This window comes from Pseudomonas sp. DP-17, assembly GCF_022380625.1.
GTDB lineage: Bacteria > Pseudomonadota > Gammaproteobacteria > Pseudomonadales > Pseudomonadaceae > Pseudomonas > Pseudomonas nitroreducens_A.
Genome location: NZ_JAKSXG010000001.1, coordinates 355,551 through 382,028, shown reverse-complemented (window position 1 = coordinate 382,028; position 26,478 = coordinate 355,551). Strand labels below are relative to the sequence as shown.

Annotated in this window: 22 protein-coding genes and 1 pseudogene; 15 read left to right on the top strand and 8 right to left on the bottom strand. The window is 65.3% G+C overall.

The annotated features are described in order from the left end of the window. The gene (locus MJ122_RS01760; protein WP_239741959.1) at positions 1-894 is read right to left on the bottom strand and encodes a TauD/TfdA family dioxygenase; all 894 of its coding nucleotides are present in this window, start codon (positions 892-894) and stop codon (positions 1-3) included. A gap of 123 nt (positions 895-1,017) precedes the next feature. Between MJ122_RS01760 and MJ122_RS01755 the strand changes: the two genes are divergently transcribed. The 6 genes and pseudogenes from MJ122_RS01755 to MJ122_RS01730 all read left to right on the top strand — a co-directional run bounded on the left by MJ122_RS01755 (position 1,018) and on the right by MJ122_RS01730 (position 10,939). Beyond that, positions 1,018-2,049: an AraC family transcriptional regulator gene (locus tag MJ122_RS01755; RefSeq protein WP_239741957.1), complete on the top strand. Its 1,032-nt coding sequence runs from the start codon at positions 1,018-1,020 to the stop codon at positions 2,047-2,049. 346 nt (positions 2,050-2,395) lie between these two features. Continuing rightward, entirely contained in the window at positions 2,396-4,675 is a 2,280-nt protein-coding gene (locus MJ122_RS01750; protein ID WP_239741955.1) for an acylase, read from the top strand. 144 nt (positions 4,676-4,819) lie between these two features. Then, positions 4,820-5,722: a polyphosphate kinase 2 gene (gene ppk2, locus MJ122_RS01745; RefSeq protein ID WP_239742784.1), complete on the top strand. Its 903-nt coding sequence runs from the start codon at positions 4,820-4,822 to the stop codon at positions 5,720-5,722. A 350-nt stretch (positions 5,723-6,072) separates the two neighbouring features. Next, positions 6,073-7,664 (top strand): annotated as a pseudogene (locus MJ122_RS01740) (inorganic phosphate transporter). Positions 7,665-8,097: 433 nt separating this feature from the next. Next, positions 8,098-9,336 (top strand): glutamine synthetase family protein, encoded by a 1,239-nt coding sequence (locus MJ122_RS01735; protein WP_239742783.1) that lies wholly within the window; start codon positions 8,098-8,100, stop codon positions 9,334-9,336. 256 nt (positions 9,337-9,592) lie between these two features. Next, the gene (locus tag MJ122_RS01730; RefSeq protein ID WP_088416694.1) at positions 9,593-10,939 is read left to right on the top strand and encodes an MFS transporter; all 1,347 of its coding nucleotides are present in this window, start codon (positions 9,593-9,595) and stop codon (positions 10,937-10,939) included. Positions 10,940-10,982: 43 nt separating this feature from the next. Here MJ122_RS01730 and MJ122_RS01725 read toward each other — a convergent pair whose 3' ends face one another. The 4 genes from MJ122_RS01725 to flgA all read right to left on the bottom strand — a co-directional run bounded on the left by MJ122_RS01725 (position 10,983) and on the right by flgA (position 13,510). Continuing rightward, on the bottom strand, positions 10,983-11,732 hold the full coding sequence (locus MJ122_RS01725; RefSeq protein WP_088416695.1) for a flagellar brake protein: 750 nt from the start codon (positions 11,730-11,732) through the stop codon (positions 10,983-10,985). A 129-nt stretch (positions 11,733-11,861) separates the two neighbouring features. Next, a complete protein-coding gene (flgN, locus tag MJ122_RS01720) occupies positions 11,862-12,323 on the bottom strand; it encodes a flagellar export chaperone FlgN (protein WP_017520246.1) in 462 nt (153 codons plus the stop codon). A 43-nt stretch (positions 12,324-12,366) separates the two neighbouring features. Further along, positions 12,367-12,678 carry a flagellar biosynthesis anti-sigma factor FlgM gene (gene flgM, locus MJ122_RS01715; RefSeq protein ID WP_088416697.1) on the bottom strand — a complete coding sequence of 104 codons (312 nt, stop codon included), beginning with the start codon at positions 12,676-12,678 and terminating at the stop codon, positions 12,367-12,369. Between the two features lie 142 nt (positions 12,679-12,820). Then, the gene (gene flgA / locus MJ122_RS01710) at positions 12,821-13,510 is read right to left on the bottom strand and encodes a flagellar basal body P-ring formation chaperone FlgA (RefSeq protein WP_088417033.1); all 690 of its coding nucleotides are present in this window, start codon (positions 13,508-13,510) and stop codon (positions 12,821-12,823) included. Between the two features lie 136 nt (positions 13,511-13,646). On the opposite strand from flgA, the gene MJ122_RS01705 reads away from it, so the two are divergent. The 6 genes from MJ122_RS01705 to MJ122_RS01680 all read left to right on the top strand — a co-directional run bounded on the left by MJ122_RS01705 (position 13,647) and on the right by MJ122_RS01680 (position 19,164). Next, positions 13,647-14,585 carry a chemotaxis protein CheV gene (locus tag MJ122_RS01705; RefSeq protein WP_017520249.1) on the top strand — a complete coding sequence of 313 codons (939 nt, stop codon included), beginning with the start codon at positions 13,647-13,649 and terminating at the stop codon, positions 14,583-14,585. 122 nt (positions 14,586-14,707) lie between these two features. Further along, positions 14,708-15,529 carry a protein-glutamate O-methyltransferase CheR gene (gene cheR, locus MJ122_RS01700; RefSeq protein WP_017520250.1) on the top strand — a complete coding sequence of 274 codons (822 nt, stop codon included), beginning with the start codon at positions 14,708-14,710 and terminating at the stop codon, positions 15,527-15,529. A 526-nt stretch (positions 15,530-16,055) separates the two neighbouring features. Then, positions 16,056-16,463: a flagellar basal body rod protein FlgB gene (gene flgB / locus MJ122_RS01695; RefSeq protein ID WP_017520251.1), complete on the top strand. Its 408-nt coding sequence runs from the start codon at positions 16,056-16,058 to the stop codon at positions 16,461-16,463. A gap of 5 nt (positions 16,464-16,468) precedes the next feature. Then, the gene (gene flgC, locus MJ122_RS01690; RefSeq protein WP_088416698.1) at positions 16,469-16,915 is read left to right on the top strand and encodes a flagellar basal body rod protein FlgC; all 447 of its coding nucleotides are present in this window, start codon (positions 16,469-16,471) and stop codon (positions 16,913-16,915) included. 17 nt (positions 16,916-16,932) lie between these two features. Further along, positions 16,933-17,631 carry a flagellar hook assembly protein FlgD gene (gene flgD, locus MJ122_RS01685; protein WP_088416699.1) on the top strand — a complete coding sequence of 233 codons (699 nt, stop codon included), beginning with the start codon at positions 16,933-16,935 and terminating at the stop codon, positions 17,629-17,631. A gap of 27 nt (positions 17,632-17,658) precedes the next feature. Beyond that, positions 17,659-19,164: a flagellar hook protein FlgE gene (locus MJ122_RS01680; RefSeq protein ID WP_088416700.1), complete on the top strand. Its 1,506-nt coding sequence runs from the start codon at positions 17,659-17,661 to the stop codon at positions 19,162-19,164. Between the two features lie 80 nt (positions 19,165-19,244). Here the strand turns inward: MJ122_RS01680 and MJ122_RS01675 are convergent, their stop codons facing one another. The 3 genes from MJ122_RS01675 to MJ122_RS01665 all read right to left on the bottom strand — a co-directional run bounded on the left by MJ122_RS01675 (position 19,245) and on the right by MJ122_RS01665 (position 23,657). Further along, positions 19,245-20,963 carry a thiamine pyrophosphate-dependent enzyme gene (locus tag MJ122_RS01675; RefSeq protein WP_239741952.1) on the bottom strand — a complete coding sequence of 573 codons (1,719 nt, stop codon included), beginning with the start codon at positions 20,961-20,963 and terminating at the stop codon, positions 19,245-19,247. Positions 20,964-21,057: 94 nt separating this feature from the next. Beyond that, positions 21,058-21,567: a RidA family protein gene (locus MJ122_RS01670; protein ID WP_239741950.1), complete on the bottom strand. Its 510-nt coding sequence runs from the start codon at positions 21,565-21,567 to the stop codon at positions 21,058-21,060. A 38-nt stretch (positions 21,568-21,605) separates the two neighbouring features. Further along, positions 21,606-23,657, bottom strand: a complete 2,052-nt coding sequence (locus MJ122_RS01665; protein ID WP_239741948.1) for an FAD-dependent oxidoreductase — start codon at positions 23,655-23,657, stop codon at positions 21,606-21,608. Between the two features lie 417 nt (positions 23,658-24,074). Here MJ122_RS01665 and flgF point away from each other — a divergent pair, with 417 nt between their 5' ends. From flgF to flgH, 3 genes are read left to right on the top strand one after another with little or no spacing between them, the layout of a single operon-like run. Then, entirely contained in the window at positions 24,075-24,824 is a 750-nt protein-coding gene (gene flgF / locus MJ122_RS01660) for a flagellar basal-body rod protein FlgF (RefSeq protein ID WP_017520255.1), read from the top strand. 57 nt (positions 24,825-24,881) lie between these two features. Then, a complete protein-coding gene (gene flgG / locus MJ122_RS01655; RefSeq protein WP_017520256.1) occupies positions 24,882-25,667 on the top strand; it encodes a flagellar basal-body rod protein FlgG in 786 nt (261 codons plus the stop codon). A gap of 42 nt (positions 25,668-25,709) precedes the next feature. After that, on the top strand, positions 25,710-26,402 hold the full coding sequence (gene flgH / locus MJ122_RS01650; protein WP_088416705.1) for a flagellar basal body L-ring protein FlgH: 693 nt from the start codon (positions 25,710-25,712) through the stop codon (positions 26,400-26,402). Positions 26,403-26,478: the final 76 nt, after the last annotated feature.

The window sequence follows — 26,478 nt, the reverse complement described above, 5'->3', positions numbered from 1 at the left end:
TCAGCGGCTCGGCACTTCGCCGACGACGGTGGTGCGGTACATCTCGCGGCGCATGCCGTGGTAGTCCGACACGGGGTAGTGCCAGGTGCTGCGGTTGTCCCAGATCGCCAGGGTGCCGGCGCTCCAGCGCATGCGGCAGGTGAAGGCCGGCTGGGTGGCGATGCTGAACAGGTAGTCGAGCAGCGGCTGCGATTCGGCCGGGCGCATGCCCTTGATGCCGCTGGTGTAGGCCGGGTTGATGTAGAGGACTTTCTTGCCGGTCTCCGGGTGCCTGGTGACCAGCGGGTGCGAGCGCACTTCGCCGTCATGGCTGCCGTAGCGCACTGCCATGTTCTCCATCAGGTCGTTGTGCTTGGCCTCGGCGCCGTAGGCGCGTTCGGGGCTGTGGATGGCGTCGAGGGTTTCCAGTTGCGCGCGCAGTTTCGGCGACAGCCATTCGTAGGCCAGCGCCAGGTTGGCGTACAGGGTGTCACCGCCAAACGGCGGGATGTCGTGGCCGTAGAGCAGGGTGAAGGCCGGCGGGCGCTCCTGGAACGACCAGTCGCTGTGCCAGGCACCGCCGAACACCACCGGGGTCTTTTCGTTGGCTTCCTTCACCACCCGCACCACGTGCGGATGATCGTCCATGCCGACCACGTAAGGCTCGCGGCCGAATTCGCCGAAGCGCAGGGTCACGGCTTCGAGGGCTTCCACGCTGAGCGACTGGTCGCGGATGAACAGCACCTTGTGCGCCAGCAGCGCCTGGCGCAGCTCGGCGTAGCCGGCTTCGTCCAGCGTGGTCAGGTCGACGTCGCTGACGTCCGCGCCGATGGCGCCGGTGGCCGGGACGATGCGGAAGTGCTTGTACTCGGCGGCGCGGTTCTGGCTCGGCAGCGCGTAGAAGAACTCGAACATGGGGAAGCCTCTTGTGAGTGTTATTGGCACCTGAAGCATGGTCAGCGCCGCCACTTTCTTCCATGATCAAGTCCGCCAAAAATTGACTATCTCCGCCAAGTAGCCGCCCGCGAGGAATCACCGATGGACTGGCGCCAGACCCGCGAGATCACCGGAGTGCAGTACCTGCTCGACAGCGCCCGCGAGGAGGGCATCGGCGTGGACGATTGCCTGGTGGGCAGCGCCATCGCTCTGGCCGACCTGCAGGCGCGTTCCGGGCGTATCCAGGCCTGGCAGGAGCTGGCGGTGATCCGCAACCTGCTGCAACGGGTCAGCCGACCCGGTCTCGGGTTGGCGACGGGGCGGCGCTATCACCTCACCTCGCTGGGACTGCTGGGATTCACCATGCTCGCCAGCCGTACCTTGCAGGAGGCCTTCGAAACCTTCGGGCGTTTCCAGAGCCTGGCGCTGACGCTCTGCCCGGTGAGCAGCGAAGCAGAAGCGCGCGGGTTTTGGCTGGTGTACGACGACCGGGTGTTGCCGGAGGATGCCCGCGCCTTCGTGGTGGAGCGCGGCATCGCCGGGTGCTGGCAGCTTTCCGGCGAATTGCTGCAGCGGCCCTTGCGGCCGCTGGCCATCCAATTGCGCAGTGCGGCACCGGGCGACACCTCGCCGTTCCTCGACACTTTCGGCATCGAACCGGAGTTCGATGCGCCGCACAACGCCATGCTCTTCGCGCTGGAAGACCTGCAAGCGCCGCTGCCACAAGCGCAGATCAGCGCCCGCGACAGCGGCGAGCAACTCTGCGAACGCCTCTGTGGCGAGCTGGCGCTGACGCTGGTCGCCACACCCACCGCGCGGCAGGTTCAGCAACTGCTGCTGCGCGACTCCGCCAGCCTGCTCGGCGCCAGCGCGGTGGCCGAGCGGCTGGGCCTTTCCGAGCGCACGCTACAACGCCGTCTGGCCGAGGAGGGGCAGAACCTGCAGGCGCTCAACGACGGCATCAAGCAGCGTCTCGCCGAACGCCTGCTACGCGAATCGCGCATGGACCTTCACGGCATAGCCCAGTGCCTGGGCTATGCCGAGGCGGCGAGTTTTTCCCGCGCTTTCCAGCGCTGGACAGGGCAGTCGCCCGGTCGTTGGAAACGTCAGTCCGGAACCCTCCCGACGCCCTGAAGTCGAACCGCCCGCGATGCCTCTGGAACGGGTGGAAGCCGCGAGATAGAGCCTTCTGGTGTGGCCGATTGCCATCGGTCACGGGCTAATTTCGCGCGCTTCCCATCCGTTGCCCTCAAGAGACGCATCGCCATTTTTCGCGAGGCGCCCGACAAGAAAAGGAGAATCCATGTCCTCAGCAACCTACCTGCGCGCGTGCCTCGGAAGGCGCGGCGCGATGACCGTCACTGCGCTGCATGGGCGGACTTGAGCCGCCACCCAACCCCTTGCACCGGCACCGCGCGAGCGGCGCGGCCGCGTGCCCCTGGCCGGGCATCCGGCCGTCATCCGAGCATTGAGGGAATCAATGAGCAAGACCTTCCGACTGGCCGCTGTGGCCGGTAGCCTGCTGGCCACCGGATTGCCCGCGCTGGCCTATGGCGCAGCACTCGAGGCGCAGATCCGCTGGACCCGCTACGGCATCCCGCATATCCAGGCCAAGGACGAACTGGGCCTGGGCTACGGCATCGGCTACGCCTATGCGCGCGACAACGCCTGCCTGCTGGCCGAGGAAGTCCTCACTGCGCGGGGTGAGCGCTCGCGCTACTTCGGCGTAGACGGCAAGTCCTCCGCCGGCATCGGCAACCTGCCTTCGGACTTCTTCTTCACCTGGCTCAACGACAACGAATCCCTGCGCCGCATGCGCAGCGCCCAGCCGCAACCGATCCGCGACCTGCTCGATGGCTACGCCGCCGGCTACAACCGCTGGCTGTGGGATACCCAGGCCGCCGGCACGCAGTGCGCCGGCAAGGCCTGGCTGCGCCCGCTGGAGGCAGACGACCTGCTGCGTCTGACCCGTCGTCTGCTGGTGCAGGCCGGTGCCGGGCAGTTCGCCGAGGCCATGATTGCGGCCACGCCGCCGGGACAGGCGAGCACCTCGGTGGTCAGCGACGCTGAGGTCGTGGCATCAATGGAGCGGCGCGAAAACTTCCACCGCGATCACGGCAGCAACGCCGTCGCCGTGGGCAGCGAGCGCTCGGCGGACGGCAACGGCCTGCTGCTGGCCAACCCGCATTTCCCCTGGTTCGGCGCGCTGCGCTTCTACCAGATGCACCTGACCATTCCCGGCCAGCTCGACGTGATGGGCGCCTCCCTGCCGGGTATGCCGCTGGTGAACATCGGATTCAGCAAGGACGTGGCCTGGAGCCACACGGTGGACACCTCCAGCCACTTCACCCTGTACCGCCTCGACCTCGATCCGCAGAACCCGCACAGCTACCGCGTCGATGGCCTGTCGCGGCCACTGAAGGAAGTCACCCTGCGCGTTCGCGTGCTGGAGCCCAATGGCCGGGTGGGCACGCGCAGCCATACGCTGTACGAGTCCGAATACGGCCCGTTGCTCAGCGTGCCCGGCAAATTCCCCTGGAATGGCAACGAAGCTTTCGCGGTGCGCGACGCCAACCTGGGCAACGACCGCGTGCTGCAGCAGTGGTACGCCATCGATCACGCACGCAGCCTGGACGAATTGCGTGACAGCGTGGAGCGTCTGCAGGGCATCCCGTGGGTCAATACACTGGCCACCGATGCGGGCGGCAAGGTGCTCTACCTCAACCAGTCGGTGGTGCCGTACCTGAGCCAGCAGCAACTGGCCGACTGTGCGATCCCCGAGTACCAGAAACAAGGCCTGCCGGTATTGCAGGGCGGACGCCGCGCCTGCAACTGGTCGAGCGCACCGGGCACTCGCCATGCAGGGCTGACGCCGCCGGAGCAGATGCCTTCGCTTGTGCGCGAGGACTTCGTGCAGAACTCCAACGACAGCGCCTGGCTGAGTAACCCGGCGCAGCCGCTGACCGGTTTCTCGCCGCTGGTGAGCCGCGATTCGGTGCCGATCAGCGCCCGTGCGCGCTTCGCCCTGGAGCGCCTGGAGGGCGACGACAAGATCGGCCCGGACGACCTGCAGAAGATGGTCACCGACAACCGCGTCTACCTGGCCGACATGCTGCTCGACGACCTGCTGCAACTGTGCAAGCCGGCCCCGGCGGGCACCGAAGCGGCCTGTGCCGCGCTGGGTTCGTGGGACCGCCACGTCAACCTCGACAGCAATCCGGGCTTTGCCTACTTCCAGGCCTTCGTCGCGCGCTTCCTGAAGATCGACGGCGGCTGGCGCCTGCCCTTCGAGCCCAAGCTGCCGCTGGCCACGCCCTCGGGCATCGCCCTGGACAAGCCGGAGGTTCGCCAGCAGGCGCAGCAGGCGCTGGCCGCCGCCGCACAGGAGATCGACGGGCGCAGCATCCGTGCGGACGAGAAGTGGGGCGAGCTGCAACTGACCGGCGATGTTGCCAACCCGCTGGGCATCCCCGGTGGCTCCGGCAACGAGGGCGTGTACAACGCCATCACCTCGGAGTGGCAGGGCGACCATTACCGCGTGCTCAGCGGCAGCAGCTACATCCAGCTGGTGGACTTCACCGCCGACGGGCCGAAGGCGCGCGGGTTGCTGGCGTTCTCGCAATCCAGCGAACCCGGCTCGCCGCATCATCGTGACCAGACCGAGCTGTTCGCCCGGCAGCAATGGCCGGAGCTGCCGTTCACCGACGAGCAGATCAAGGCCGATCCGGAACTCAAAGTAATGGAGCTGCGCGAGCAGTGAGCCTGCTGTTGCAGGAGCGGGCACGCCCGCTCCTGCAACAGGCGCGCAGTGCCGGCGCTGTCACCAGCCTGACACCGCGCGCTCCTACTCTGGCGGCAAAGCCCCGAACCGCAGGCCGCCGCCATGCCCCTGACCCATGAATCCATGATCCGCCGCATCCACCGCGAACTGCTCGACCACAGCGACGAAGAGCTGGAGCTGGAGCTGGAGCTGCTCGAAGACGTGCGCAACCTCGACGAGCTGTTCGACGAGCATGCCGACGTCGACGAAGAGAAGCTCGCCCGCCGGCGCTATTTCAGCGAGCTGTTCCGCCTGCAGGGCGAACTGGTGAAACTGCAGAGCTGGGTGGTGAAAACCGGCCACAAGGTAGTGATCCTGTTCGAAGGCCGCGACGCCGCCGGCAAGGGCGGGGTGATCAAGCGCATCACCCAGCGCCTGAATCCGCGTGTGTGCCGCGTTGCCGCGCTCCCCGCGCCGAACGACCGCGAGCAGACCCAGTGGTACTTCCAGCGTTACGTCTCGCACCTGCCGGCGGCGGGGGAGATCGTCCTGTTCGATCGCAGCTGGTACAACCGCGCCGGTGTCGAGCGGGTGATGGGGTTCTGCTCGGACGACCAGTACGAGGAGTTCTTCCGCAGCGTGCCGGAGTTCGAGCGCATGCTGGCGCGCTCGGGCATCCAGTTGATCAAGTACTGGTTCTCCATCTCCGACGATGAGCAGCACCTGCGCTTCCTCAGCCGCATCCACGACCCGCTCAAGCAGTGGAAGCTCAGCCCCATGGACCTCGAGTCGCGGCGTCGCTGGGAGGCCTACACCAAGGCCAAGGAAATCATGCTCGAGCGTACTCACATTCCCGAGGCGCCCTGGTGGGTGGTACAGGCGGACGACAAGAAGCGCGCGCGGCTGAACTGCATCAGCCACCTGCTGAAGCTGATTCCCTACGAGGAGGTGGAACACCCGGCGGTGATCCTGCCGCAGCGCCAGCGCCACGAGGACTACTCGCGCACGCCGACGCCGCGGGAGATCGTGGTGCCGGAGGTCTACTGACGTGTGGCATAGCGCGTAGGAGCGGACTTCGTCCGCGATCGGCTTCGCATCGTGGCGGATGCCATCGCGGACGGAGTCCGCTCCTGCAAGAGCCCCTCGCCCTCTCCCGCAAGCGTTAGAGGGGACCGTTCGAAGCAGGATGAAACCACGCCATCAGCCGGCACGGACGGCTCCCTCTGCCTTCGGAGCGGGGCGCGCAGCCAGGGTTGGGGAGAGGGAAAACGTAGGCACGGAATTTCAGAAGAAGACAGTTGCTCCTACGCTCAGCCCGCCGGCAGGGTTGCTTGAGACACAACCTGTAACATTCGCCGCCGATCATGACCGGGCCCCCCTCCCAGCGGACTCCCAGCATGACCACCGATACCCTGGCCGTTCCCGTCGTCGAAGACCGGCCCCATCTGGAACACAAGCCCGGCCGGATCACCGCCTTCATCTTCTTCGCCGTGCTCGCAATCGGCCTGCTGTTCTCGGCCTGGAGCCTGGTGCGCGATGTCGACGACGTCACACCGCGGTCACCACCTGGACGCCGTTCCTGCTGCTCGGGGTCGCCCTGTTCATCGCCCTGGGCTTCGAGTTCGTCAACGGCTTCCACGACACCGCCAACGCGGTGGCCACTGTCATTTATACGCACTCGCTGCCGCCGCATTTCGCGGTGGTCTGGTCGGGCTGCTTCAACTTCCTCGGCGTGCTGCTCTCCAGCGGCGCGGTGGCCTTCGGCATCATCGCCCTGCTGCCGGTGGAGCTGATCCTGCAGGTCGGCTCCTCGGCCGGCTTCGCCATGGTCTTCGCCCTGCTGATCGCCGCCATCCTGTGGAACCTCGGCACCTGGTGGCTGGGCCTGCCGGCGTCGTCCTCGCACACCCTGATCGGCTCGATCATCGGCGTCGGTATCGCGAACGCCTTGATGCACGGCCGCGATGGCACCAGCGGCGTCGACTGGGCGCAGGCGGCCAAGGTCGGCTATTCGCTGCTGCTCTCGCCGCTGATCGGCTTCGTCTGCGCTGCGTTCCTGCTGCTGGCGCTGAAGAACCGCGCGCTGTACAAGGCGCCCAAGGGCAAGACGCCGCCGCCGTGGTGGATTCGCGGCCTGCTGATCCTCACCTGCACCGGTGTGTCGTTCGCCCACGGCTCCAACGACGGGCAGAAGGGCATGGGCCTGATCATGCTGATCCTGGTCGGCACCCTGCCGATGGCCTACGCGTTGAACCGCACCATGCCGGCGGACCAGACCGTGCAGTTCGTCGCCGTCGCCGAAGTCACCCAGCAGGCGCTGGTCCGTGCTGCTCCGCAGCCGGCCCCGGCCGACCCGCGCGCGGTGCTGTCGGAGTACGTGCGCACCAAGGAAGCCAAGCCGGAGCTGATCCCTTCCCTGGCGGCGCTGACCGGCGCCATCGGCGCGGAAGTGAAGGGTTATGGCAGCCTGGCGCGCGTGCCGGCCGAAGCCATGGGCAACGTGCGTAACGACATGTACCTGACCAGCGAGGCGATCCGCCTGATGGACAAGGACAAGGTCGGCAACTTCGATGCGGATACCACCAGCAAGCTGGCCGCGTTCAAGGGCAAGATCGACGAGTCGACCCGCTTCATCCCGCTGTGGGTCAAGGTCGCCGTGGCCATCGCCCTCGGCCTGGGCACCATGGTCGGCTGGAAGCGCATCGTGGTCACCGTCGGCGAGAAGATCGGCAAGACCCACCTGACCTATGCCCAGGGCGCCTCGGCGGAGCTGGTGGCGATGATGACCATCGGTGCGGCGGACATGTATGGGTTGCCGGTGTCGACGACCCACGTGTTGTCCTCGGGTGTGGCCGGCACCATGGCCGCCAATAGCTCGGGCCTGCAGATGCGCACCATCCGCAACCTGCTGATGGCCTGGGTGCTGACCCTGCCGGCGGCCATCGTGCTGTCCGCGTCGCTGTACTGGCTGTTCACCCATCTGTTCTGACCTTGGGTGATGCAGTGAAAAACGCCGCTCCCCGGAGCGGCGTTTTCATTCTGCGCATCCGTACGTGCGCGCACCATTTTCCCGGCGTGGGCCTTTGTAGGATGGGTGGAGCGCAGCGATACCCATGCTGTCGGTGCGCCGATTTGATGGGTATCGCTGCGCTCCACGCCATCCTACGTCGTGCTCATCCCGTTACTCCGCTCGGTGGCTTTAGCAACGGTCCCATTCTGGCCCGCTTGAAATATCGAACGCGTGGTGCGTATTTTGTACGGGCTCGCGCACCTCGCGCGGCGTCCTGTGACAGGGACAAGAAGAACAAGGATAAGAAGTCATGAGTAGCGATCTACGCAGCCCACTCGCCGAACGCCTGGCTGGAGTGGAAGAGATCGAGTGCGTCACCCCCGACCTCAACGGGGTGCCGCGTGGCAAGGTGATGACCGGCGAGGGCTTCCTCGCCGGGCGCCGGCTGCAACTGGCGCGCGGCGTGCTGCTGCAATGCATCATGGGCGGCTATCCGCCGGCCAGGTATTACGGCAGCGACGACGGCGACCTCGCCCTGGTCGCCGAGCCGACGCAGATCCACCGCCTGCCCTGGAGCGACGAACCCCGCGCCTTCGCCATCTGCGATGCGCTGGAGCTCGACGGCAAGCCCTCCGGCCTGTCCACCCGCGGCCTGCTCAAGCAGGTGGTCGCGCGCTATGCCGAGCGGGGCTGGAGCCCGGTGGTGGCAACCGAACTGGAGTTCTTCGTCTTCGCCCCCAACCCCGACCCGCTGGAAGCCTTCCAGGCGCCGGTCGGCCTCGACGGTCGCCGCGAGATCGGTCACTCGGCCTTCAGCGTGTCGTCCAACAACGGCCTGCGCCCGTTCTTTCAGGATGTCTATCGCTGCATGGCGGCGGTAGGGCTGGAGCGCGACACCTTCATGCACGAGATGGGCACCACCCAGTTCGAGATCAACTTCCTGCACGGCGATCCGGTGCTGCTGGCCGACCAGACCTTCCTGTTCAAGCACCTGCTCAAGGAAGTGGCGCTCAAGCACGGGCTTATCGTGGTGTGCATGGCCAAGCCGCTGGCGCACACGCCGGGCAGTTCGATGCACATCCACCAGAGCATCGTCGACGGCGAGGGCCGCAACATCTTCAGCGACGCCCAGGGCGAGGCCACGCCGGCTTTCCGCCATTTCATCGGCGGTCTGCAGGCGTGCCTGTCGGACTTCACCCTGCTGTTCGCGCCGAACGTGAATTCCTTCCAGCGCCTGTGCCATCCCTACGCTTCGCCGAACAACGCCTGCTGGTCCCACGACAACCGCGCCGCCGGCCTGCGCATTCCGGCCAGCGCGCCGGTGGCCCGTCGCGTGGAGAACCGCCTGCCGGGCGCCGACGCCAACCCCTACCTGGCCATCGCCGCGAGCCTGGTGGCCGGCCTGCATGGCATCGAGCGAGCGCTGGAACCCACTGCGCCGATCCAGGGTGAGTTCGAGGTGCCCCCGGAGCTGCTGCTGCCCTGCACGATGTACGACGCGTTGCAGCGCCTGCAGCGCAGCGAGCTGGCCCGCGAGGTGTTCGGCAACGAGTTCATCGACGGCTACAGCGCGACCAAATCCATGGAGCTGACCAGCTTCTTCGACGAGATCACCCCCTGGGAGCGCCGCGTTCTCGCCGCACAGGCCTGAGTGCGGAAACGCTGACACAGCTGCGTCGAAACCGGCGCGGCTGTGATCGGCAGCCATCTCCAGGCGATCTTCAGGCCATCCTCGTTCATCCCGCCGACATCCTTCGATATGCCCCGCATGACCGCGCGCGACACGCGCCATTCCAGGCCCGGCAGGCCTCTCGACGCGCCGATTGGCAGCCTCTAAGGTGTGAGCGCAAGTCCCGCTTTCCGCTACCCGACCGTCGTGCCGGGGTTGTCCTGGACCAGGAGGTCCAATGCTTCGGATCGTCACTGCCTTCCGCGCTCTGTACTTCGCCGCCGTCATGCTCCTGACCGGTTCCGGTCTGCTCAGTACCTACCTCGCGCTGCGCCTGGGCGCGGAGAAGGTCGACGGGCTGTGGATCGGCGCCATGATGGCTGCCTACTACCTCGGCCTGGTGCTGGGTGGCAAGATCGGCCACCGGCTGATCGCCCGCGTCGGCCACATCCGTGCCTACGTCGCCTGTGGCGGGTTGGTGACCGCTGCGGTGCTCGGCATCGGCCTGTTGCCCTGGCTGGGCTTCTGGCTGGTGCTGCGGGTCGCCATCGGCCTGGGGATGATGTGCCAGTACATGGTCATCGAGAGCTGGCTCAACGAGCAGGCCGAGGCGCGCCAGCGCGGCGTCGTGTTCGCCGGCTACATGGTGGCTTCGTACCTGGGGCTGGTGCTTGGCCAACTGGTGCTGGTGGTGCATCCGGGGCTCGGTCCTGAGCTGCCGATGCTGATCGCACTGTGCTTCGCGCTGTCGCTGATCCCGGTGGCTATTACCCACAAGGTCCATCCCGCGCCGCTGCGTCCGGCTCCGCTTGAGCCGCGCTTCTTCATCCAGCGGGTGCCGCAATCGCTGACCACGGTGCTGGTGTCCGGGCTGGTGGTGGGCTCGTTCTACGGCCTGGCGCCGCTCTATGCGGTGGACCAGGGTTTGGGCACTGAGGAGATCGGCCTGTTCATGGGCGGCTGCATCTTCGCAGGCCTGCTGGTGCAATGGCCGTTGGGCTGGCTGTCGGACCGCATCGACCGCGCCGTGCTGATCCGCAACGCCGCTATCCTGCTGCTGGTGGTGGCCCTGCCGCTGGCGGCGCTGCCGTTGCTGCCGGTGCCGCCGATTTCATTGGCGTGGCTGTTGCCGATGGGCTTCGTCGTCTGCCTGGTGCAGTTCACCCTGTATCCGTTGGCGGTGGCCTTCTCCAACGACCACGTCGAGGGTGAGCGTCGCGTTTCCCTGACGGCGATGCTGCTGGTGACCTTCGGCGTCGGCGCCTGCATCGGCCCGCTGGCGGCCGGCGCGCTGATGAAGCTGTTCGGCAGCAACATGCTCTACGCCTTCGTCTGCGTCTGCTCGCTGATCCTCATCTGGCGCGTGCAGCCGGAGAAGGTCAGCGGCGTGCACCGGGTCGACGAGGCGCCGGTCAAGCACGTCGCCACGCCGGACAGCCTGGCGTCCTCGCCGCTGTCCGCCGCCCTCGACCCGCGGGTCGATGAAGCGGCCGTGAAGGAACAGATGACAGGCAACGACAACAGCGCCCCGGCAGTCGAGCCGGAAGTGGAAGCAGAAGCCGAGGAAGAAAGCCGGCCCGCATGAGGCGGCCGGGGAAGGGCGGCAAATGCTTACCGCCCCGGGCGACCTAGAACAGCTCGTCCTTCTCGAAGCGCCGGGCTTCGCGTTGCAGCTGGTAGACAAAGCGCTCGATGTTGCGCTGCGCCAGCCCGCTCATCTGGTGGAAGCGCATGCCGGCGAAGCTGTAGCCGACCTTGTCCTCGAAGTGTACGTGGCGCAGTTCGACTTCCATGGTCAGCGCGCCGAAGGGCAGTCGCGCGGTGAATTCCTCGTAGACCTGGCCGGGCTGCAGGCGCTCGGCGGCATTGCCTTCGATGCGGATCTTGCAGCCGGTGGCGGAGATGTCGATGAGGGTGCCCTTGAGCGGTGACTTCAGCTTGCTGCCGCCAATCTCCACCGGCACGGGCTGGCCTTGGCCAACCGGGGCGCGGAAGGCGTTGCGGCGCTGGTGGTAGAGCATCTCGGCCGGCACCGGCAGCCAGTAGCAGCGGGCGCCGTCGATCTCGGAGAAGAAGGCGTTCCGGGTGTTTTCCCAGGCGATGCGCACGCCTTCGTGGAAGGCTTCGATGCGCAATTGCTCGCCGTTCTGCAGGAAGCGTTCGCCATCGTTGGGGATCAGCTCGTCCAGGGCGACGATGTTGCGCTCGCGGTTGATCTCGACGACAAAACTCTGGAAGCGCTGGCTGCGCCCTTCGAAGGTGACGACCAGGGGATCGTGACTGTCCATCAGCGTTTTCAGGCTGGCATGGATCTCCACCGGAGCTTTCAGCACTTTCGGCGGTTGAGGGCCATTTTCCTCGGCGAACAGATTGGACACGGTCCGCGGGTCTCCATTGTGTTTGTTATGAGTGTTGCACAGGGCAGGGCGAGTAATGGCATTTTGCCCTAGGGCGGGCGGGCAGACCAGCGCCGTCTCTCGACAATCGGAGTGGCGTCGCAGCGGCGATCAGGCCTGGCTGAGCGGGCGCTGGCGGCTGCTCTGGGTAGCGCCGCCACGGCGGTCGTAGAGATTGGGCGTGTCCTGGCCACGCAGGATGTCGAGCAGGCGGCCCGTGCTGGCCTGGCCGGCGCGGATGATCTTGCCGTTGCGCTGGTTGGCTTCCTGGCATTGATCGAGGAGGGCGGCGAGTTCGTCGCCGCGCGCCAGCAGTTCGCCGTTGCCACTGGCCTGGGCGAGCTGGGCGAGACCCTCGCGGTCGACACTCACGCCGGCCTGCTGGAGCGCCAGGCTGCGTTCGCGACCATTGCGCTCGAGCTGCTGGAGCAGCGGCAGCTTGCGATCGAGCAGCTTCTGCAGCTGGCCCAGGTCGCGCACCTGCAGCGCCTGGAACTCGTCGTCGATCAGCTGCAGCAGTGCGGTGGCTGCTTCGATGTCGCCATTGATCAGGGAAAGCAGGGCGTCAGACATCTTGGGCTCGGCGGTCTACGAGGGTGGTCCAGCGCGAGCGGGCTCAGCGCTGGGATTCGAAGTCGAGCAGCTTGCCGGCTACCCGCTGGCTGTCGACCTGATAGCTGCCGTCAGCGATGGCCGCCTTGATGCGAGCCACTTTCTCATTGTCGACCACGGGCTGGTCCTTCAGTTGATCGCTCACTTTCTGCAGCTGTTGCGCGGTGTCGCTGAGCTGTACAGGTTCGCCGCTCTTGGCCGGGGCGTTGACGGTGGGCTCGGCGGCGGCTTCGCTGCGACCGCTCTGGGCGGCACCGCTACGGCCAGTGGTGGCTGGCGTAGTGGCCGGGTTCAGCCGGTTGAAGTCGATAACCATGGTGGAAACCTCTGGAGGTATTGGACGCTTGCCAAGCTTTTCGGCCGTCTGCAGAAAAACTTTAGGCCGAATTTTTGTGCGCCCTTACACATTTTGCTGACTGCTGCCGTCATCATGCCAGAAATGGCCGTAAACCGCAGAGCTACAGGGTGACTTCGACGGTCCCCGGCTCGATCACCCGCGCCTTGACGATACGCTGCGAGCGGAGGTTGCGCACGCGGATCTGCTCGCCGGGCACGCCGTCGGACAGCGCCTCGCCGGGCATCAGCACGTTGATGGCGCTGGTGCGCGCGCGGATTACCACCTGCTCGCCCTTGCGAATTGCGGCAGCCTGTTCGAGAAAGACCGGTGCCAGCACCTGATCGTTCACTGTGGCGCGCTTGAGCTTCTGTCCCAGGGCCCGCTCGGGGTCGGTCAGGTAGCCCTGGGTCAGGGGGCCGACGTCGCGCTCGACGACACTGATGTCGGCGGCCTCGATCACGTGGTCGCGCTTGAGCGGCTGGGTGGTGACGACCACCTGACGGAACAGCCTGACCGTGGCCGGCACGAAGACCGTCCAGGGCGAGGAGCCGTCGCAGCGAACCCGCACGGTGACCCGACCAACGGGCTGCGCCGGGCTTTCCAGCGCCTGCGTCAGGTCCTTGTCGCATTGCGCCAGGCGCAGGCGGGGGTCGATGCGCGCGACTTCGATGTCGTAGCGCGCGTCTATGCCGGAAGTCTGCAGATAATCTTCCACCTTGAACTCAAGAAAGCCCTGGGTGGAGCCGATAAGGATTTCAGGCGCGGTGAAGCCTTGCGCCCCAGCCGGGGAGAAGGTCAGCGCACCCGTCATGCCGAACAGGGCCGCCACCCGGGTGGGCGCGCTTGGCAGACGTCGGAAAAATGTCGTTGCTTGTTTCATGCAACGATCCAAGCAATGGTCATGCCGTCTTCGCGAGTCGGGCGGCGTTGCGTGCACAGGAGGCTCAATGGCCGGAGTCATGGATTCGGTCAACCAGCGTACGCAGCTGGTTGGCCAGAATCGTCTCGAACTGCTGCTGTTCCGCTTGAACGGCAGCCAGCTGTACGGGATCAACGTGTTCAAGGTGAAGGAGGTGCTGCAATGCCCCCGCCTGACCGTGATGCCCAAATCCAGCCAGGTGGTGCGCGGGGTGGCGAACATCCGCGGCGGTACCATTCCGATCCTCGACCTGGCGCTGGCCACGGGGCGTCACGCCCTGCGCGACATCGCCAACAGTTTCGTGATCATCACCGAGTACAACACCAAGGTGCAGGGCTTCCTGGTGCACTCGGTGGAGCGCATCGTCAACATGAACTGGGAGTCGATCCATCCGCCACCCAAGGGCACCGGTCGCGATCACTACCTGACGGCGGTGACGCGGGTGGACAACCAGCTGGTGGAAATCATCGACGTGGAGAAGATACTCGCCGAGGTGGCACCGACTTCGGAGGACATCTCCGAAGGCGTGCTGGATGCCGAAACCCAGGCCCGCGCGGTGAGCAAGCGTGTGCTGGTGGTGGACGACTCGTCGGTGGCGCGCAAGCAGCTGGTGCGTTGCCTGGAGACCGTCGGCGTGGAAGTGCTGGCGCTCAACGATGGCCGCCAGGCACTGGATTACCTGAACCAGATGGTGGAAGCCGGCGGCCATCCGGGCAGTGATCTGCTGATGGTGATCTCGGATATCGAGATGCCGGAAATGGACGGCTACACGCTCACGGCGGAAATCCGTCACGACCCGCGCATGCAGGATCTGCACATTCTCCTGCATACTTCGCTGTCCGGGGTGTTCAACCAGGCCATGGTGAAGAAGGTCGGTGCTGACGACTTCCTGGCCAAGTTCCGTCCCGATGACCTGGCCGCCCGCGTGTCGGAACGGATCAAGGCAGTGGATGGCGCAACGGCCTGATGCGGCATGTAAAGACGCGGGTGGCGCCGGTGCCGCCCGTATCGTCTATGTTTTTTGGAACACCGGTCAGGCGGCTGCCGTCCTAGCAGGCAACAGCTGTCCACGAGTAAAGAGGCGTATCTGTGACATCCACCAATTCCGAATTCGAGCTGTTCCGGGATTTCCTGGAGAAGACCTGCGGCATCCTCCTGGGCGCCAACAAGCAGTACCTGGTCTCCAGCCGCTTGAACAAGTTGATGGAGCAGCAGGGCATCAAGTCGCTGGGCGAGCTGGTGCAGAAGATCCAGGTTCGCAGCCAGCTGCGCGAGCAGGTGGTTGACGCGATGACCACCAACGAGACCCTGTGGTTTCGCGATACCTATCCCTTCGAGGTACTGAAGAACCGCGTGCTGCCGGAAATGATCAAGGCATCGCCCGGCCAGCGCCTGCGCATCTGGTCGGCGGCCTGTTCCTCGGGGCAGGAGCCGTATTCGCTGTCCATGGCCATCGACGAATTCGAGCGCACCAACCTCGGCCAGTTGAAGGCGGGCGTGCAGATTGTCGCCACCGACCTCTCCGGCTCGATGCTCACCGCCTGCAAGGCCGGCGAGTACGACAGCCTGGCGATTGGCCGTGGCCTGTCGCAGGAGCGCCTGGCCCGCTACTTCGACCAGAAGACCCCGGGGCGCTGGACGGTCAAGCCGGCGATCAAGAGCCGCGTGGAGTTCCGCGCGCTGAACCTGCTGGACAGCTACGCCACACTGGGCAAGTTCGACATGGTGTTCTGCCGCAACGTGCTGATCTATTTCTCGGCCGAGGTGAAGCGCGACATCCTCCTGCGCATCCATGCCACGCTCAAGCCGGGCGGCTACCTGTTCCTCGGCGCCTCCGAAGCGCTCAACGCGTTGCCGGACCACTACCAAATGGTCCAGTGCAGCCCGGGAATCATCTACAAGGCCAAGTGATGGCCGACCCCCGCCTGTTCGGGCGGGGTTCTTGCAGTGTTGACCCGTTGCGGGAAGGGTTTTCCGCGCCGCTACGGTGTGTGCTGAGACCTCTTGGTTTCGCCCCTCGGGCGACCCGCTTTGGAGAGACGGATGGCCGCCCCACCCAAAGTGGGCAAAGGTCCTGCCCCTTCATCCGGCTTTTCGCTTAGGCGAAAAATTCATCGAGGCGCAGTTTCAGGGGCACGAACTAGGCGTCCTCCCACGAAGGGCCATCCCTGGCCGATCGCGGCTCTCGCGGCATCCATGCCGCTCAACCCCTGAAACTGCACTTCAGCGAGGCCACCTGAAAGGGGCGGCAAAGCGCAGCGGCAAGCTTGCCGCCTTGCCCCTGGCGGCAAGGAAACGGGTTGCCGCTTTGCCGCTGTTTGCCGCTCCTTGCCGCGTCGGAAATCCTCTCAAGCCATTGATTAACAAGGAAATGACAATATGGCACGCACCTTGCTGAAGTGTTGGCAAGCCCACACCGGCAAACAGGTTCGTGACCATGAGCATCAGCTTCGACAAAGCCCTCGGCATCCACCAGCAAGCACTGAGCTTCCGCTCCCAGCGCGCCGAAGTCCTGGCCAACAACCTGGCCAACGCCGACACGCCCAACTACAAGGCGCGCGACCTGGATTTCGCCTCGGTGCTGGCGGCCCAGTCGGACAAGATGAAGAACGGCACCTTCAGCGCCACCCTGACCAACGCGCATCACATTGCCGCGGACGGTTTCGGCATCGGTGACGAGTCGCTTAAATATCGCAACCCGACCCAGCCGTCGATCGACCAGAACACCGTCGATGAACAGATCGAACAGTCCAACTACGCGGAGAACTCCGTGCAGTTCCAGGCTTCGTTCACTTTCCTCAACAGCAAGTTCAAAGGGCTGATGAACGCCCTGCGCGGGGAGTAATCGCCATGTCGCTTGCCAGTGTCTTCAACATCGCCGGTACCGGCATGAGTGCCCAGACCACCCGTCTGAACACCACCGCCTCGAACATCGCCAACGCCGAGACCGTGTCCTCCAGCGTCGACCAGACCTACCGTGCCCGCCATCCGGTGTTCGCCACCATGTTCCAGCAGGCCCAGGGAGGCGGCGAGCAGGGGTCGCTGTTCGGCGAGACCGACCAGGCCGGCTCCGGCGTGCAGGTCCTGGGTGTGGTGGAAGACAAGAGCTCGCTGGTCCCTCGCTACGAGCCGAACCACCCGGCCGCCGACAAGGACGGCTACGTCTATTACCCGAACGTCAACGTGGTGGAGGAGATGGCCGACATGATCTCCGCCAGCCGCTCGTTCCAGACCAACGCGGAAATGATGAACACCGCCAAGCAGATGATGCAGAAGGTCCTGACCCTGGGTCAGTAAGCTGAGGAAAGAGCACGATGAGCATCGATAACAGCAGCATCAACGGCTCCAGCTCGGTTCTGGACCAGTATGCGATCAACAAGGACAGCGGCGGCACCGCGACCGCCGGTAAGAGCAATCTTGGCAAGGACGAGTTCCTCAAGCTGCTGGTGGCGCAGATGAACAACCAGGACCCGATGTCGCCCCAGGAGAACGGCGAGTTCATCGCCCAGCTGGCGCAGTTCAGCACCGTGGAAGGCATCCAGTCGCTGAACACCAGCATGGACAGCGTGCTTTCCAACTACCAGTCGTCCCAGGCGCTGCAGGCCTCGTCGCTGGTCGGCCGCAAGGTGATAGTTCCAACCGAGAAATCGATGGTGGATACCGCCGAGACCTTCAAGGGCACCTACACCCTGCCGGTGTCCACGGCCAACAGCTGGGTCAACATCTACGACGACAGCGGCACCCTGGTGAACCGCGTGGAGATGGGCCAGCAGACCGCCGGCAACGTCAGCTTCATGTGGGACGGTAAGGACTCCAGCGGCAAGCTCGCGCCGCCCGGCCGCTACAAGTTCGAAGCGCAGACCAACTACGAGGGCAAGACCTACGGCCTGACCACCTTCCTGCCGGCCAACGTGGACAGCGTGACGCTGGGGCAGAACGGCGGCGAGCTGACCCTCAACCTCGCCGGACTGGGCAGCATCGGCCTGTCCAAAGTCCAGATCATTGGCCAGTAAGTCGGCGATACCGACCAGGAGCTAAGCATGTCATTCAATATCGGGCTCAGTGGTATCAAGGCCGCTTCCAGTGACCTCAACACCACCGGCAACAATATCGCCAACGCCAGCACCGTCGGCTTCAAGCAGTCCCGCGCGGAGTTCTCCGACGTCTACGCGGCCTCCGTACTGGGCAGCGGCAGCAACCCGGTGGGCAGCGGCGTGCTGCTGTCCAACGTCTCGCAGTTGTTCAACCAGGGCACCATCGATTCGACGCAGAACGCGCTGGACATGGCCATCAACGGCAACGGCTTCTTCGTCACCAGCAACAACGGGGCGGTGAGCTACACCCGCGCCGGCTACTTCGGCACCGACAAGAACGGCTACGTGGTGGACAACAACGGCTACCGCCTGCAGGGCTACCCGGTGAACGCCCAGGGACAGTTGCAGAGCGGCGTGGTCGGCGACCTGCGCATCGAGACCTCGAACCAGGCGCCCAAGGCGACCACCCAGGTCAGCCAGACCTTCAACCTGAACTCCACCAACACCGCACCGACCGTCACCCCGTTCAACTCGGCCGACCCGACCACCTACAACTCCTCGACCTCGGTGAACATCTATGACAGCCAGGGCAACGCCCATGTCATGACCCAGTACTTCACCAAGACCGGAGCGAACACCTGGACCATGAACGTGCTGGTGGACGGCCGCAACCCGGCCAGCCCGAGCGACGACAGCACTGCCATCAGCGCGGCCACCACCGCGGCTGCGGCGACCGGCGCGACGCCGGCCAGCGTTGCCGCCGCCGTTGCCGGCTCTGGCGCGACCCCGGCGGCGATTGCCGCTGCCAACGCGGCTGCCGCTGCCACAGGCGCGACCCCGGCCAGCGTGCTGGCCGCCGTCAGCGGCATGGGCACCAGCCCGTACCAAGTCAACCTGACCTTCAGCCCGGCGGGCCAACTGCTGACCCAGACCCCGGTGAACAACGGCACCGGCGATGCCTTCACGGTCAACCCCACCGACGGCACCCTGGTGATGGGCGACTGGGTCCCGGCCATCTCCGATGGCAAGACTCCGGCCACCTGGAGCGCCAACGGCGCCACCGCCAACGCCGGCGGCATCACCCTGGACATCCGCAAGTCGACCCAGTACGCCACCGCCTTTGCAGTGAACAGCGTCAACCAGGACGGCTACACCACTGGCCAGCTGTCGGGCCTGGAAATCGACGACGAGGGCAACATCTTCGCTCGCTACACCAACGGCCAGTCCAAGGTGCAGGGCCAGGTGGTGCTGGCGAACTTCGCCAACGTCCAGGGCCTGACGCCGATCGGCAAGACCTCCTGGGTACAGTCCTCCGAGTCCGGCGAGCCGGTAGTCGGCACGCCGCGCTCGGGCACCCTCGGCGCCCTGCAATCGGGTTCGCTGGAGGCGTCCAACGTGGACCTGTCCAACGAACTGGTGGACCTGATCGTCGCCCAGCGCAACTACCAGGCCAACGCCAAGACCATCCAGACCGAAGACGCGGTCACGCAGACCATCATCAACCTGCGCTGATCGTCGTCATGAAGAAGCCCCGCCGGTTTGCCCGGCGGGGCTTTTTCGTTGCAGCTCATTCTCTACAAGGGAGTGGGCTGTCAGCGAGCGAGGTGGTTCTCGATCATTTTCACCACGTCACCGGCGTGCCCGCTGATCACCGCCTTGGCCGCGTACAGGGCCATGCCCTTGACCGCATCCGGCGCGACCTTGGGCGGCATCACCAGCTCCTGGTTGACCACCACGTCGAGCAGCGCCGGGCCGGGTTGTGCCAGCCATTCGACGACGGCTGCCTCCAGATCCTCGCAGTGGCTCACCTTGCGCCCCCACAGGCCGATGGATTCCGCCACGCGGCCGAAGTCCGGGTTCTGCAGGTTGGTGAAGGCGTCGAGCAGGCCTTCCACCCGTTGCTCCAGTTCGACGAAGAACAGCGCGCTGTTGTTGAACACCACCAGCTTCAGCGGAATCTGCTCCTGAACCAGCGTCAGCAGGTCGCCCATCAGCATCGACAGGCCGCCGTCGCCGCACAGGGCGATGACCTGGCGTTCGGGGAAGGCGACCTTCAGGCCCATGGCCTGCGGCATGGCGTTGGCCATGGTGCCGTGGACCAGGCTGGCCAGGGTGCGTCGGCCCGCCATGGCGCTGATGTAGCGCAGGATCCAGATCATCGGTGAGCCGCCGTCGGCGGTGAACATTGCGTCTGCGTCGGCGTGGCGGTCGATCAGGCTGGTCAGGTACTGCGGGCGGATCAAACCATTGCGCGTCGGCTGGGCATGTTCGCGCAGGCCTTCCAGCGACTTGCGGTGGTGCTCCAGGCATTGTTCGAGGAAGCCGCGCTCCTGCCGCGGTGTGATCAGCGGCAGCAAGGCTTCCAAGGTGCTGCGCACATCGCCCACCGCGCCCAGGCTGATCGGGTGGCGGCGGCCGAGATGACTGGCCTGGATGTCGATCTGGATGATGCTCGCGTGTTCCGGGTAGAACTGCCGCCAGGCGAAGCCCGAGCCGAGGATCAGCAGGGTGTCGCACTGGCTGACGGCGTGGCAGCCGGACTCGTGGCCCATCATGCCGATCATGCCGACGTTGAAGGGGTTGTCCGGCTCGAGGAAGTCCTTGGCGCGGGAGCTGTGGGCGATGGGCGCCTGCAGGGCCGCCGCCAGTTTCTTCACCTCTTCCTGTGCGCCGGCGCAACCGATGCCGCCGTAGATGGCGACGGACTTGCCGGTGTTGAGCGCTGCGGCGATCTTCTGCAGTTCGTCGTCGCCCGGACGTACCCTGGGCCGCGGCCGGATCGCCGGCAACGTCCTGGCGCCGGTCGGCGCGGGCATGCCGGCGATGTCGGCCGGCAGCACCAGCACGGCCACGCCGCGCTTGTTCAGCGCTTCCTGAACGGCCTGCCGGGTTTTCTGTAGCGCCTGTTGCGGGCTGTGGATTTCCTCGCAGTAGACGCTGCAACGGTTGTAGACCTGGAGGAAGTCGACTTCCTGGGGGAAGTCCGTGCCCTGGTCGTCGCTGTGGATCTGGCTGGCGATCAGTACCACTGGCGCACCGTTGCGGTGGGATTCGAACAGCCCGTTGATGAAGTGCAGGCTGCCTGGCCCGCAGCTGCCGGCGCACAGGGTCAATGTGTCGCTGACCAATGCTTCTGCACCGGCGGCAAAACCGCCGGCTTCTTCGTGACGCACGTGTACCCAGCGGATGCCACCCTGCCGGCGCAGGGCGTCGGTGAAGTGGTTGAGGGTGTCGCCGGGAATGCCCCAACAGTGCCGGGCACCTGCGCCATGCAGGATGTCGACCATCAGTTCTGCCACTGTCTGGCTCATATCGGGTTCCTTGAATCAACGGTGAGGGGGCGGCGCGCCCCTGAAGGTCCTGCGGGGGCCCCGTCATGGCAGGGCCGTTGTCGGAATTGAAGGCTCAGTGCTTCTTGCGCACGGCAGTGACTTCGATCTCCACCAGCCAGCCGGGATCGAACAGGCCGGCGACCTGGATGGCCGAGCGCGCCGGCACCTTGGGCTGGGCGGCGGTGCCGAAGAACTGGTTGTAGCCCTCCATGAAGCCGGAGAAGTCCATCTTGCCGCCGTGCTTGGGGTCGCCCACCAGGTAGGCCTGCATCTTCACCACGTCGCCCATGCCCAGCCCCATGGACTTGAGGGTGCCCTGGATGGACTGGAGGACGCTGACGGTCTGGGTCTTGGTGTCGCCGTACACCACGGTGGCGCCGGAGAGATCCTTCTGCGGCACGGCACCGGGCGTGAGGCCGCTGACGTGGATTTCCGAATAGCCTTCGGGCACTTCCACGGCCAGGGCGATGGGGAAGTTGGAGTCGGGCAGCTTGTAGCGGATCACCTCGGCGGCGCTGGCGCCGGGCGGGCCGGCCAGCACGGCCAGGGAGAGCGCGAGGGTGAAGGAATGGTGTCGTTTCATCGGTCGGCCTTCTGTTGTGACGGGAGGCGGGTGTGGAGTCAGCCTTCCTGGTAAACGATGGGTTTGGGCGGCCGCAGCTCCTTGACCTGCTGTTCGCTGATGGTCTGCGTGCTCTTGTTGCCGAAGTGGGTGGTCACGTAGTTGGCGACGGCGGCGATCTGCGCGTCGTTCAGGTAAGCACCGAAGCTCTGCATGCCATGCAGACCGTTGAGCATGATGGTGGCGGGATAGCCCGGGGTGGTCAGGCGCGGGTTGTCGGCGAGCTTGGGGTACATCCCCGCGCCGCTGTGGGCGCCCTGACCTCCGGGCATGTGGCAGCCCTGGCAGATGGACTGGTAGAGCACCGCGCCATCGGTGCTGGTGAAGTCGTGGTTGGCGTCGTTGCGGAAGATCACGTCGTCGTGGCGGTAAGGGTCCGGCGCGGCCACGGCCAGCGTTGACACCAGGGCGAGCAGGGCGGTGCCGAGGAAGGTTCGAGACATAGTTGGGCTCCTGTTCATGGGGCAGCCGACGATGCGCTGGTGCAGGCGGGTGATCGCGTCACGCGCGGACAGCGCGGCGCCTTCCTGCCAGGCCGGAATGTAGGAGGCGTGCTCGCCTGCCAGGAGGATGCGCCCGTCGATCCGGCACAGGTTTTCGTAGTGTTCCTTGCGCGTGTCGTCGGTCCACAGGCCATAGCAGCCGTTGGTCCAGGGCACGCGGTGCCAGGCGACGCTGATGCCGTTGTCGAACTCTTCGTGGTACTGCGGGTGGATCTGGGCGCCGTACTCGACGACTTTCTTCAGGCGCTCGTCAGGGGTCATCGCGCTGAACTTGTAGGAGTCCGCGCCGAAGGTGTAGGCCGCCAGCAGCACGCCCTTGCCTGGCTGGTTGATGCCGGCCATGGGGTAGCTGATGCGGTTGATCGGCAGGTTGGTGCGGGTTATGCCGCCGTAGATGCGCTCGTCGTCTTCCCAGAAGCGCCGCTTGAACTGGATGCCGGCCTTGAAGCCGGTGTCATAGGGCACCGCCGCGATGGCGGCTTTCATCTTGTCGCTGACGTTGATCTCGAGCTGGCTGAGGATCGACAGGGGCAGGGTGCAGATGCACCAGTCGGCATTGGCGTGCTCGGTCCTGCCGGTCTTCAGGTCGGTGTAGGTGGCGGTGACGCCCTTGTCGTTCTGCTCGATCCCGCTGACCTTGGCGTTGAAGCGCAGTACGGACTTGAGCTCGCGCTCGAAGGCCCTGGGCAACATGTCCATGCCGCCAGTGGGTTGGAACAGGGCGGTCTGGTACTCATAGAGCTGGCCCTGGGAGATGGCCGACCACATTCCGGAGTTAAGCAGATCCTTCAGCTGCATGGGCTGGGATGGCTGCGCCAGTGGCATCAGACCGCCGCCCGGGTCGATGTCGTAACCGCGCCGCGCGCTCGTACCGAGGCTCTGGGAGTAGCGGTAGTTGTTGTCCAGGGCGCCAAAGTCTTTCAGGGACTCGAGCAGCTTTTCCTGGTCCTCCTTGGTCAGCGGCGCGTCCAGCTTGCCCTGGCCGACCACCTTGGCCAGCAATTCGGAAACGCCGCCCTGGTAGTCGCTCTGCACGTGGCGCAGGCGCTGCGGCTTGCCGCCGAAAGCGTCGCTGGAGTGAACATAGGCGTTGTAGTTGACCTGGAAGAATGGATCGAGGCCGACGCCCAGCTCCCTGTAGTAGTCGAGCATCGCGTAGTGGTTGTAGGGGATGCGCCACGGGCCGGGGTTGATGTAAAGCCCCTCGTCGAACCGGCAGGTCTGCTTGATACCGCTCAACTCGGTGAATTCATCGCCTCCGCGCAGCGTCCAGGATCGACCGCCGGCCTTGGCGTTGTATTCGAGGACCTGCACCTTGTAGCCGGCCTTGCGCAGTTCGTAGGCCGACACCAGACCGGCGATGCCGGCGCCGAGGATCAGCACGCTGGCGCCCTTGGGGTCGCCGCCGAGCCTCATCGGGCCGCGGTACGGCGGCACGGCTGCATAACCCAGGCTGGTCATGGCCTGGTACAGCACCGCGCCGCCAGCGGCCATGCCGATCATGGAGAGGAGATTGCGTCGTGTCAGGGTGGAGGGGGAGTCACTCATGGTTAAGCACTCGCTTGCGGAAGGGAGTCTTCAGTCCGAAAGGGACTGCATGAAGCTTTAGCACTCTCGTTGCGGGTGGTGACGGGCAGGGCGTGGATGCAGACGGTTCTTTGACGCTTTGGAGAATAGTCGGACGGCCGGACTTCCTACTGGAAGTGCCTAGGAGTCGTAGAGCCATTGCGGCATTGGGGATGGGAAAAAGCTGGCATGCCTCTGGGAATGACGGGCATTGCGAGCATGACCCGGCCTTGCCGCCAGCGGCAGAGCGTCGCCGCTTTGGCGCTTCGGATCGCCGGGGTTTCTATTTTTTGCTTTTGCAATCAGCAAGTTAACTGAATTTCGTCGGATTGGTACGGCACTTGCTTCCTCCGCTTGCAAACGCCCGCAGCGGCAATCAGCTCGGGTCTGGAGGATTCGATGGACAAGATGCTTTACGTCTCCATGAGCGGAGCAAGCCAGAACACCCTGGCCATGCGCGCCCACGCCAACAACCTGGCGAACATCTCCACCAACGGCTTCCGCCGGGACTTCGAGCAGGCGCGCTCGATGCAGGTGTTCGGCGACAGTTTCCCGTCGCGGGTCTACGCCATGAGCGAACGCCCGGCCACCGACTTCTCCGCCGGCAGCCTGCAGGAAACCGGCCGTGACCTGGATGTGGCCGCCAAGGGCGACTCGTGGATCGCCGTGCAGGCGCCCGATGGTGGCGAAGCCTACGTGCGCACCGGCAGCCTGGAGATCGACGCCCTTGGCCAGCTGCGCACCGGCGACGGTTTGCCGGTGATCGGCAATGGCGGGCCGATTGCCGTGCCACCGCAGGAAAAGATCGACATCGGCGAAGACGGCACCATCAGCATCCGCGGCCTGGGCGACAACCCCAGCGTGGTCGCCGAGGTGGACCGCATCAAGCTGGTTACCCCGGACCCCAAGCAACTGGAAAAGGGCGCCGATGGCCTGGTGCGCATCAAGCAACAGCCCGGCCAGCCGGCGGTGCAGGCTGACGCCAACGCCAAGATCGAATCGGGTTTCCTCGAGGCGAGCAACGTCAATGCTGTCGAGGAGATGACCTCGATTCTCTCGCTGTCCCGCCAGTTCGAGCTCCACGTAAAGATGATGCGCACCGCCGAAGATGATTCGGCCGCCATGGCGCGTGTTTTGCAGTTCAGCTGACAAGAAACCTGATTAACCGTTCGAGGCGCCACGAATCCGGCGTCCGAGGAGATCGACATGCTTCCGGCACTTTGGGTCAGCAAGACCGGTCTGTCCGCCCAGGACATGAACCTGACCACCATTTCCAACAACCTGGCCAACGTCTCGACCACCGGCTTCAAACGTGATCGCGCCGAGTTCCAGGACCTGCTGTACCAGATCAAGCGTCAGCCCGGTGCCAACTCCACCCAGGACAGCCAACTGCCCTCGGGCCTGCAGCTGGGTACCGGTGTGCGCATCGTCGGCACGCAGAAGAACTTCACCGAAGGCAGCCTGCAGACCACCGACCAGCCGCTGGACATGGCGGTGAACGGCCGCGGCTTCTTCCAGGTGCTGATGCCCGACGGCACCGTCGGCTATACCCGTGACGGCAGCTTCCACCTGAATTCCGACGGGCAGATCGTCACCGCCAACGGTTATGCGCTGGAGCCGGCCATCGTCGTGCCGAACGAGACCCAGACCTTCACCGTCGGCCAGGACGGCACCGTCTCGGTGACCACCAACGGCAACGCCCAGCCGCAGATCATCGGCAACCTGCAGACCGCCGACTTCATCAACCCGGCCGGCCTGCAGGCCATCGGCAACAACCTGTTCCTGGAAACCGGCTCCAGCGGCGCGCCGCAGGTCGGCACTCCGGGCCTGAACGGCCTGGGCACGGTGCAGCAGAACACCCTGGAAAACTCCAACGTCAACGTGGTCGAGGAACTGGTGAACATGATCACCACCCAGCGCGCCTACGAGATGAACTCCAAGGTGATTTCGACCGCTGACCAGATGCTCTCCTTCGTCACGCAAAACCTGTAATCCATTGATCCCGTAGTCGCTCTCCCCGAGAGGTAGCTGTAGATGAACCGTTCCCACCTCCTTCCGCTGCTGGCCATCGCCGCGTTGGCAGGGTGCGTGAGCCCGCCGCCCAAACCGGACGATCCCTATTACGCGCCGGTGCTGCCGCGCACCCCGATGCCGGCCGCGCAGAACAACGGTTCGATCTACCAGTCCGGTTTCGACAACAACCTCTATGGCGATCGCAAGGCGTTCCGCGTGGGCGACATCATCACCATCACCCTCAACGAGAAGACCCAGGCCAGCAAGAAGGCCAGCGCCGACATCTCCAAGGACAGCAAGACCAAGATGGGCCTGACCGGCATGCTCGGCAGCAGCCTGACCACCGACAATCCCATCGGTGGCGGCGACCTCAGCCTCTCCGCCGAATATGGTGGCTCGCGCGATGCCAAGGGCGACAGCCAGGCCGGGCAGAGCAACAGCCTGACCGGCTCGATCACCGTCACCGTGGCCGATGTGATGCCCAACGGCATCCTCGCCGTGCGCGGCGAGAAGTGGATGACCTTGAACACCGGCAACGAGCTGGTGCGCATCGCCGGCATGATCCGCGCCGACGACATCGCCACCGACAACACCGTCGCTTCCAACCGGGTGGCTGATGCGCGCATCACCTACTCGGGCACCGGTGCGTTCGCCGACGCGAGCCAGCCGGGCTGGTTCGATCGCTTCTTCCTCAGCCCGCTGTTCCCGTTCTGAGGGTGAAGACGATGATGGTCTCTGGGAAAACGGTGGTAGCGATCGCGGACAAGGTCCGTTCCTGCGTTCTTGCGGT